The organism is Chitinophaga sp. (genome assembly GCF_036566945.1).
Lineage (GTDB): Bacteria > Bacteroidota > Bacteroidia > Chitinophagales > Chitinophagaceae > Chitinophaga.
In genome coordinates this window covers 1-8,190 of record NZ_DATCVJ010000363.1, presented here as the reverse complement: position 1 = coordinate 8,190, position 8,190 = coordinate 1, and the positions used below count along the sequence as shown (strand labels likewise).

Genomic DNA, 8,190 nt, shown 5'->3' with positions numbered 1-8,190 from the left:
TATCTACCCACAAATCCGTAATTCGTAATTTGAAATTCGTAATTCTTTTAGTAAGAGAACTGTCAGTTCCTATCTGCCACTCCACGCAAATCCGCTCCCACACTAGATTTTGACGCAAGATCATAAAAGTTATATTATATTATCTTAATGAATATGCTTAATCATAACAATAAGTAACTAAATTTGCGCTCTAACTTTTTTTATTAAAGTAAAAAATATGCGTACTGTTACACTGAAAAGGGTTGTGGTTACCGGCTTGGGAGCATTAACACCTATCGGGAATGATGTAAATACTTTTTGGAACAATATGAAGGCCGGCGTAAGTGGCGCAGGTCCCATCACTAAATTTGACACCACAGAGTTTAAGACAAAATTCGCCTGTGAAGTGAAAGGGTTTGAGGTGGAAAAATATATGGAAAAGAAGGAAGCCCGCAAAATGGATTGTTTCACTCAGTACGCTATGGCGGCTGCGCAGGAAGCGGTACTGGATGCTGGTCTTGACAATGCAGAAATTGACAAAACTAAAATAGGTGTGATCTGGGCTTCCGGCAATGGCGGCATGCTCACGTTCGAGGAACAGATCGTTGAATTTACGCAGGCTAACTTTGTGCCTAAGTTCAACCCTTTCTTTATACCTAAATTAATATGTGACATTGCAGCAGGTCAGATAGCTATGAAATATGGTTTCATGGGTGTTAACTTCTGTACTGTTTCTGCCTGTGCTTCTTCTACAAGTGCACTGGTAGATGCTTTCAATTACATCCGTCTTGGTAAAGCCAATGCTATTGTAGCAGGTGGTTCTGAAGCACCGGTTACCCGTGCAGGTATTGCTGGTTTCAATGCCCTCAAAGCATTGTCTACCCGCAATGAAGACCCTACCCATGCTTCCCGTCCGTTCGACATTGAACGCGATGGCTTCGTAATGGGCGAAGGCGCCGGCGCTATCATCCTGGAAGAATATGAACACGCTATTGCCAGAGGTGCTACCATTTATGGTGAAATGATTGGCGGTGCCATGACCTGCGATGCATACCACCTCACTGCTACCCATCCGGAAGGAATGGGCGCACGCTTAGGAATGGAACAGGCGCTGGAAGATGCTGAAATTGCTACCACCGACGTAGACTATATCAACTCCCACACTACTTCCACACCAGTAGGAGATCTCAGTGAATTAAAAGCCATCGTTACTGCTTTCGGCGACCATGCACCAAAACTCAATATCAGTGCTACCAAATCCATGACAGGTCACCTGCTTGGAGCTGCCGGCGCTATTGAAGCCATTGCCTGCATCAAAGCTACGCAGGAAGATATCGTTCCTCCTACCATCAACACCTCCGTACTGGGTGAAGGTATCCCTACCAATCTGAATCTGACTCTCGGTACTGCACAAAAACGTGTGGTAAACGTGGCCATGAGCAATACATTTGGTTTTGGAGGACATAATGCGATCGTAGTATTCAAAAAATATAAAGCTTAAGCGAAAGGATCGCCTTCGGCGATTGTCTTCATCAGGATTAAACTGATTTTGCTGATTATATTGATTTTAATTTTATAAGATTCGGGGAGATAGAAACGGAATATCCGGTTTTTATCTCCCCGAAATATTTAACAACAAAACACAGGAAAATCAGAACAATCACGGTTAATCCGCAAAATCCTGATGAAGACAATCGCCGAAGGCGATCCCTTTCGCTAAAAAACTTAGCAACCCAAGTCCTCAAAATTCCCAATTATGCCGTAGCTTAGTAGTTTAATATTATGGCAAAGAAAAAAGAGAATGTACCCGCTACTTCCGTTGCGCAAGCCCCGGCAGATGAACAAATAGCCATCTTTGGCGCACGGGAGCATAACCTGAAAAACCTGGACCTGGAGTTGCCCAAAAATAAGCTGGTAGTCATCACCGGCATCAGCGGCAGTGGTAAATCATCATTAGCATTTGATACCATTTATGCAGAAGGACAACGCCGCTATATGGAAAGCTTTTCCGCTTATGCCCGTCAGTTTATCGGCGATATGGAAAGGCCTGATGTAGATAAAATCACCGGTCTTTCGCCCGTTATTTCTATAGAACAGAAAACTACCAATAAAAATCCGCGATCTACGGTTGGTACCATTACGGAGATCTATGACTTCCTACGCCTGTTATACGCACGCGCCGGAACCGCCTACTCCTATAATACCAATAAACCCATGACGCGCTTCTCGGAAGAAGAAATACTGGCGCATCTTTTCAAAAACTATAAAAATAAAAAACTGGCCATCCTCGCCCCACTCGTACGCGGACGTAAAGGCCATTACCGGGAACTGTTTGAACAGGTACGCAAACAAGGCTACCTCAAAGTACGCGTAGACGGGGAAATACAGGACCTGAAAGAAAGAATGCAGGTGGATCGGTACAAAATCCACGACATTGAACTGGTAATAGACCGCATACAGGTGCAGGAAGATGCCCGCACCCGTATCAGTCAAAGTGTACAAAAAGCCCTCACCATGGGCAAAGGGCTGCTGTTTATCATGGACCACGATACCAATAAGGTAAGTCAGTACAGTAAACAACTGATGTGTGAAGATACCGGCCTTTCCTACGAAGAGCCCAGTCCCAACACCTTCTCCTTTAACTCTCCCTATGGCGCCTGCCCGCGCTGTAAAGGTCTTGGTACCATTTACCAGATCAATATGGACGAAATCATTCCCGATTACAACATATCCATCACCGACGGAGGCCTCAAACCACTGGGCGAAGCCCGCGATACCTTTACCTTTAAACAGGTACAGCAACTCGCCAAAAAATATAAATTCTCTTTAACTGCCCCCATCTCTGCAATCCCGCAAAAAGCCCTCAACGTACTGTTGTTTGGCGATGAAAACGGGAAACTGGAAGTAGATATGAACTACGATGAAGGCAGCGGTAATACAGAATATGCTACCGAATACGAAGGGGTAGTGAATATGGTACGACGTTATTTTAACGACACCTCTTCCGATCACGTACGCAGCTGGGCAGAAGGCTTTATGCAACTCAGCACCTGTCCGGAATGTAATGGCGCCCGCCTGAAAAAGGAAAGCCTGTTCTTTAAGATCGATGAAAAAAATATCTCCGAACTCGGCAACATGGACCTGGATAAGCTCCTGGCCTGGTTTGGTAATATTGAAGATCGTCTTGAGAAAAAACAAAATGCCATCGCCAAAGATATCCTGAAGGAAATCCGCGAACGACTGGGATTCCTGCTCAACGTAGGACTCAATTACCTTACCCTGAACCGCCCTACCCGAAGCCTCAGTGGTGGCGAATCACAGCGCATACGACTAGCTACACAGATCGGATCGCAACTGATGGGGATCACCTATATCCTGGATGAACCCAGTATAGGACTGCATCAACGCGATAACATGCAATTGATAGACGCCCTCCGCAACCTGAAGGAAATGGGAAACACGGTGATTGTAGTGGAACACGATAAAGACATCATGCTGCACGCCGATCACCTCGTAGATATTGGCCCCGGCGCTGGTATTCACGGCGGACAAATCATTGCACAAGGCACTCCTAAAGAAATACTCAAACTCAATACACCCACAGCCGGATATCTGAATGGCAAAACAGCCTCGGAAATACCTGCCCAACGCCGCAAAGGCAATGGCAACAACCTGGAGCTGAAAGGCGCTTCCGGCAACAACCTGAAGAATGTAAACCTGAAATTGCCACTCGGCACTTTCATCTGTGTAACCGGCGTTTCCGGCAGCGGTAAATCTACCCTGATCAACGAAACCCTGTATCCCATTCTTTCTAAACATGCCTATGACTCCAAAATGGTACCGATGCCCTATAAAAGCATCAAAGGACTGGAGTTTATAGATAAGGTAATAGAAATAGATCAGTCGCCCATTGGCCGCACACCACGCAGCAACCCGGCCACCTACTGCGGATTTTTTACCGACATCAGAACCCTCTTCGCCTCCGTACCGGAAGCTAAAATCAGGGGATATAATGCCGGCCGTTTTTCGTTCAACGTAAAAACCGGTCGTTGTGATGTTTGTGAAGGCGGCGGCATGCGCGTGATAGAAATGAACTTCCTCCCGGATGTATATGTGCATTGCGAAAAGTGTAACGGCAGACGTTATAACCGCGAAACACTGGAAATACGCTACAAAGGCAAATCCATTTCCGACGTACTGGACATGACCGTAGATGAAGCCGTGGAATTTTTCCAGCCGGTACCCTGGATTTACCGTAAAATAAAAACCCTGCAGGACGTAGGACTGGGTTATATCACCCTCGGACAATCGGCCGTAACCCTCTCCGGAGGCGAAGCACAAAGGGTAAAACTGGCCACCGAGCTTTCCAAGAAAGATACCGGCAAAACCATTTATATCCTCGATGAACCGACTACAGGACTGCATTTCCAGGATATACAACTACTCCTGAAAGTGCTGTATAAACTGGTAGACCGTGGCAACACGGTACTGGTGATAGAACATAACCTGGATGTTATCAAAATGGCAGACTATGTAGTAGACCTCGGGCCGGAAGGCGGTGGCGGTGGCGGTACCATTTTATGTACCGGTACACCGGAACAGGTAAGCACCTGTAAAGAAAGTCATACCGCCCGATTCCTCAAAAAGGAGCTGGGAATTTAATATCTTGCCAACTTGTAAGCAATCAATGAAAAGTATTTACCAGATATTACTCGTTTGTTTCATTTTCGCCGGCTTCATTGCCTGCGAAAATGAAACGAAAGTATGCGATCAAACCTTGAGCAACAATCTGCATACCCACTTCAAGCGCGACAGTGCCCTGATTCTCACGGACACTCTTATGCCCTGGGTAACCGCCTACGCACTTGGCAGAGATACGATTTATAAAAATCAGGCGCTGACAGATATGTACTTTCAGCTGTCTCCGGTAGACGACAGTTGCCGGTTTTATGTGAAAGTAGATTCTACAGCCGTAGCAGATACTATCACGTTCCGGTATTCCCGTACCAAACATTTCATATCACCTGGCTGTGGATTTGGTACCTACTTCAACCTGGATACCGCCATCACCACCACGCATACCATTAGCTATCTCCAGATTAATAATAAGTCCGTAACCAGCAGCAATGACACGCATATTCTTTTATATTTCCGTGTGCAGCAGTAGTATCCTGCTCTCCGTTGCTGCTATGGCTCAAAACAAGCCAGCAGCCACGAAAGTGGATAGCCTGCACAAAACCATCAAAGCAGATACCACCCACAAAATGGTGGCCGATACTGCTAAAAAAATCATCGTTCCGCATATCGACAGCTCCTGGTACATTCCCGGTGGTGTGCGGATTGGACTGGATCTTAGCCGGATTGTTTCCGCTATCTACTACCCTTATAGAAAAGAAATAACGGTAGTAGCAGATGCCCGTATTAACAGTAATCTATATGCCGCCTTCGAAGGTGGATATGCCAATACGCCCTACAGCGATAGCAATTACACCTATAAAGGCAACGGCGTATTTGTAACATTGGGGGTAGACTATAACTTCCTGAAACGACAATACCGGGCGGAGAAAAATATGTTCTATGGCGGTATCCGTTATGGATTCTCTCATTTCACCTACCAGGTGCCCTCTTATACCATCAAGAATACCTACTGGGGTGATCATCTCACCGGTAGTATTCCCAGAACAAATGCAAATGCACATTGGGTAGAGTTGCTGGTGGGCCTGAAAGCAGAAGTGTTAAAGAACTTCTTTATGGGCTGGAATATACGGGAGCGGATCCTGATCAATAATGTGAAAACAGATGAAATCACCCCACTGGTGATACCGGGTTTTGGTAACGGCAGCAAACGATCTGTGTTTGATGTGCAGTACACCATTTCTTATGTGCTACCTTTCTATCGTATAAAAGAACATGCACCTAAAGTGGAAACGAAAGCGAAAAAAATACCGAAACGATAACGCGATTTTTTGTCTTTGTTCAGGATTATACTGATTTAGATGATTTTCCAGATTTTATTTTTTCAGGATTAGAAAAGATTAGCGAAGATAAATGTGGTATCCGCATTCATCTTCGCTAATCTTTTCTAATCAAAAAATCAAAAGAATAAAAATCTGGGAAATCATCTAAATCAGTATAATCCTGAACAAAGACAAAAAATCGCACTATCCGCGTAACATCTCTATGTGAGGAATCCCATCCTCCAGATACGTATCACTGGTTTGTTCAAAACCCAATGAAGTATAAAAACGCTGTAAATATTGCTGCGCGCCTATTTTGATAGGTATCTTACCATAATGTTGCTGTAGCTCCGATATAGAACGCTCCATTAATTCCCTGCCGGCACCTTTACCCCTGGCCAGCGGAGAAGTCACCACTCTTCCTATAGAAGCCTCTGTAAACTTAATACCAGGCGCAAAAATACGGGTATATGCCAGCAGCTGACCACTCTCCGCTGTTCCCATTAAATGCAATGCTTTCTGATCCGAATTGTCCAGGTCCTGGTAGGCACAATTTTGCTCAATGATAAATACTTCGCTTCTCAAACGCAGGATGGCATAGAGTTCCGCAGTAGTTAGCTCCTCAAAGGATTTTATCTTCCAAATCATACCCTCATATTTGTCATAAATTTACAGGAAGCTTTCAATAATACTGCTAATTTTATACCTGACAGATGAATATTTAGCCCAATCGTCCAAATTATGACAGATAAGCAAACACCGTTCCTTTCCATGGAACATATTACCGTAAGGTATCTCGACAAAACATTATTCGATACCCTTAGCTGGCAGATTAATAAAGGAGAACAATGGGCGATTACCGGCCCCAGTGGCTCCGGTAAAACCGCCTTGCTGAATACCGTACTCGGTAAATTCAATATCATCAACGGGAGTATCCACTATCATTTTTATGACGACTATTGCAGCCGGCATACAATTACAGATCCCTGGTTCAACTACCGCAACCTGGTATCCATGGTTGGCCATCATCATACTTTCCGCAATCTTTCCAACACTACTACTGATTTCTATTATCAGCAACGCTTCAATAGCATGGATGCCGATAATTCCCCTACGGTGATGGAATACCTGGAAATTACAGCCGTGCCCGCGCTCGTGCAGCCCCTGCGCATTGCGCCGCTGATGGAAAAACGACTCATCAAATTATCCAATGGCGAAACCCGCCGGGTCATGATTGCACGCGCCCTGCTTCAGCAACCACAACTGCTCATGCTGGATAATCCCTACATAGGATTGGATGTACAGGCCCGGAAAGATTTCAGCCATATGATCAATGAAATCATTGCCGGCGGTTCCACCGTAGTACTGGCCACCGCCCCCAATGAAATCCCGGATCATATTACACACGTACTCACCCTGGAAAACGGCGCTATAACAGGCAAGTATACACGCAGTGAATTCATCCAGCTACCTTTACCTGCTCCCGTAGATATTTCCCTCCCTGAAATGGAAGCGGATAAAATATCGGCTTTGGTTCAAAACAGCACCCATAACCAGTTCGATACCATCGTGAAAATGGAAGATATCCATATTAAATATGGCGAAAACACCATTCTGAATGGCATCAACTGGACCGTAAAACCAAACGATAAATGGGCCCTGCTGGGACCTAACGGCGCCGGGAAATCTACTTTGCTCAGTTTGGTGAATGGCGACAACCCACAGGCATATGCCAATAAATTATGGCTCTTTGACCGCAAACGCGGCACCGGGGAAAGCATCTGGGATATTAAAAAGAAAATAGGTTTCGTATCTCCTGAGCTCCACCAGTACTTTACCTCCCGTGATAACTGCCTGCAGGTGGTATGCTCCGGTTTTTCCGACGTAATAGGCAGCACCAAACCAGCTACCCCGGCACAACAACAAATTGCCCGCGACTGGATGAGCGTTCTCAATATAGCCGAACATGAAACCACTCCGTTCAAACAGGTACCGGAAAGCGCCCAACGCCTTACCCTGCTGGCCCGGGCACTGGTAAAAAATCCACCGCTCCTGATTTTTGATGAACCTTGCCAGGGATTGGATGCACAACAAAAACTGCATTTCAAAAAAGTGATAGAACAGCTCTGCGCACATATGCCCGTTACCCTCATTTTTGTAACGCATTATGAAGATGAACTGCCGGACTGCGTAGATAAATTTATACGCCTGAATAAAGGGGAAATGATCTAACGCGAGTTTTTGTCTTTCTCAG

At 45.4% G+C, this 8,190-nt stretch carries 6 protein-coding genes; 5 read left to right on the top strand and 1 reads right to left on the bottom strand.

What is annotated here, in order from left to right; all coding sequences use genetic code 11:
• The first annotated feature begins 217 nt into the window (after positions 1-217).
• The 4 genes from fabF to VIP81_RS10695 all read left to right on the top strand — a co-directional run bounded on the left by fabF (position 218) and on the right by VIP81_RS10695 (position 5,936).
• Positions 218-1,480: a beta-ketoacyl-ACP synthase II gene (gene fabF / locus VIP81_RS10710; RefSeq protein WP_331959702.1), complete on the top strand. Its 1,263-nt coding sequence runs from the start codon at positions 218-220 to the stop codon at positions 1,478-1,480.
• 281 nt (positions 1,481-1,761) lie between these two features.
• A complete protein-coding gene (gene uvrA / locus VIP81_RS10705; RefSeq protein WP_331959699.1) occupies positions 1,762-4,641 on the top strand; it encodes an excinuclease ABC subunit UvrA in 2,880 nt (959 codons plus the stop codon).
• A 25-nt stretch (positions 4,642-4,666) separates the two neighbouring features.
• The gene (locus VIP81_RS10700) at positions 4,667-5,146 is read left to right on the top strand and encodes a DUF6452 family protein (RefSeq protein ID WP_331959696.1); all 480 of its coding nucleotides are present in this window, start codon (positions 4,667-4,669) and stop codon (positions 5,144-5,146) included.
• Complete coding sequence (locus VIP81_RS10695; protein ID WP_331959693.1) at positions 5,106-5,936, top strand: DUF6048 family protein; 831 nt, start codon at positions 5,106-5,108, stop codon at positions 5,934-5,936. The genes VIP81_RS10700 and VIP81_RS10695 overlap by 41 nt, the downstream gene beginning before the upstream one ends.
• Before the next feature lie 204 nt (positions 5,937-6,140).
• Here the strand turns inward: VIP81_RS10695 and VIP81_RS10690 are convergent, their stop codons facing one another.
• Positions 6,141-6,584 (bottom strand): GNAT family N-acetyltransferase, encoded by a 444-nt coding sequence (locus VIP81_RS10690; RefSeq protein ID WP_331959691.1) that lies wholly within the window; start codon positions 6,582-6,584, stop codon positions 6,141-6,143.
• 93 nt (positions 6,585-6,677) lie between these two features.
• Here VIP81_RS10690 and VIP81_RS10685 point away from each other — a divergent pair, with 93 nt between their 5' ends.
• On the top strand, positions 6,678-8,168 hold the full coding sequence (locus VIP81_RS10685; RefSeq protein ID WP_331959688.1) for an ATP-binding cassette domain-containing protein: 1,491 nt from the start codon (positions 6,678-6,680) through the stop codon (positions 8,166-8,168).
• The last annotated feature ends 22 nt before the right edge of the window (positions 8,169-8,190 follow it).

Bases quoted from the DNA above. Each gene is read 5' to 3' on its own strand.
- fabF (WP_331959702.1), top strand. From the start codon at position 218: ATGCGTACTGTTACACTGAAAAGGGTTGTGGTTACCGGCTTGGGAGCA.
- uvrA (WP_331959699.1), top strand. From the start codon at position 1,762: ATGGCAAAGAAAAAAGAGAATGTACCCGCTACTTCCGTTGCGCAAGCC.
- VIP81_RS10700 (WP_331959696.1), top strand. From the start codon at position 4,667: ATGAAAAGTATTTACCAGATATTACTCGTTTGTTTCATTTTCGCCGGC.
- VIP81_RS10695 (WP_331959693.1), top strand. From the start codon at position 5,106: ATGACACGCATATTCTTTTATATTTCCGTGTGCAGCAGTAGTATCCTG.
- VIP81_RS10690 (WP_331959691.1), bottom strand. From the start codon at position 6,584: ATGATTTGGAAGATAAAATCCTTTGAGGAGCTAACTACTGCGGAACTC.
- VIP81_RS10685 (WP_331959688.1), top strand. From the start codon at position 6,678: ATGACAGATAAGCAAACACCGTTCCTTTCCATGGAACATATTACCGTA.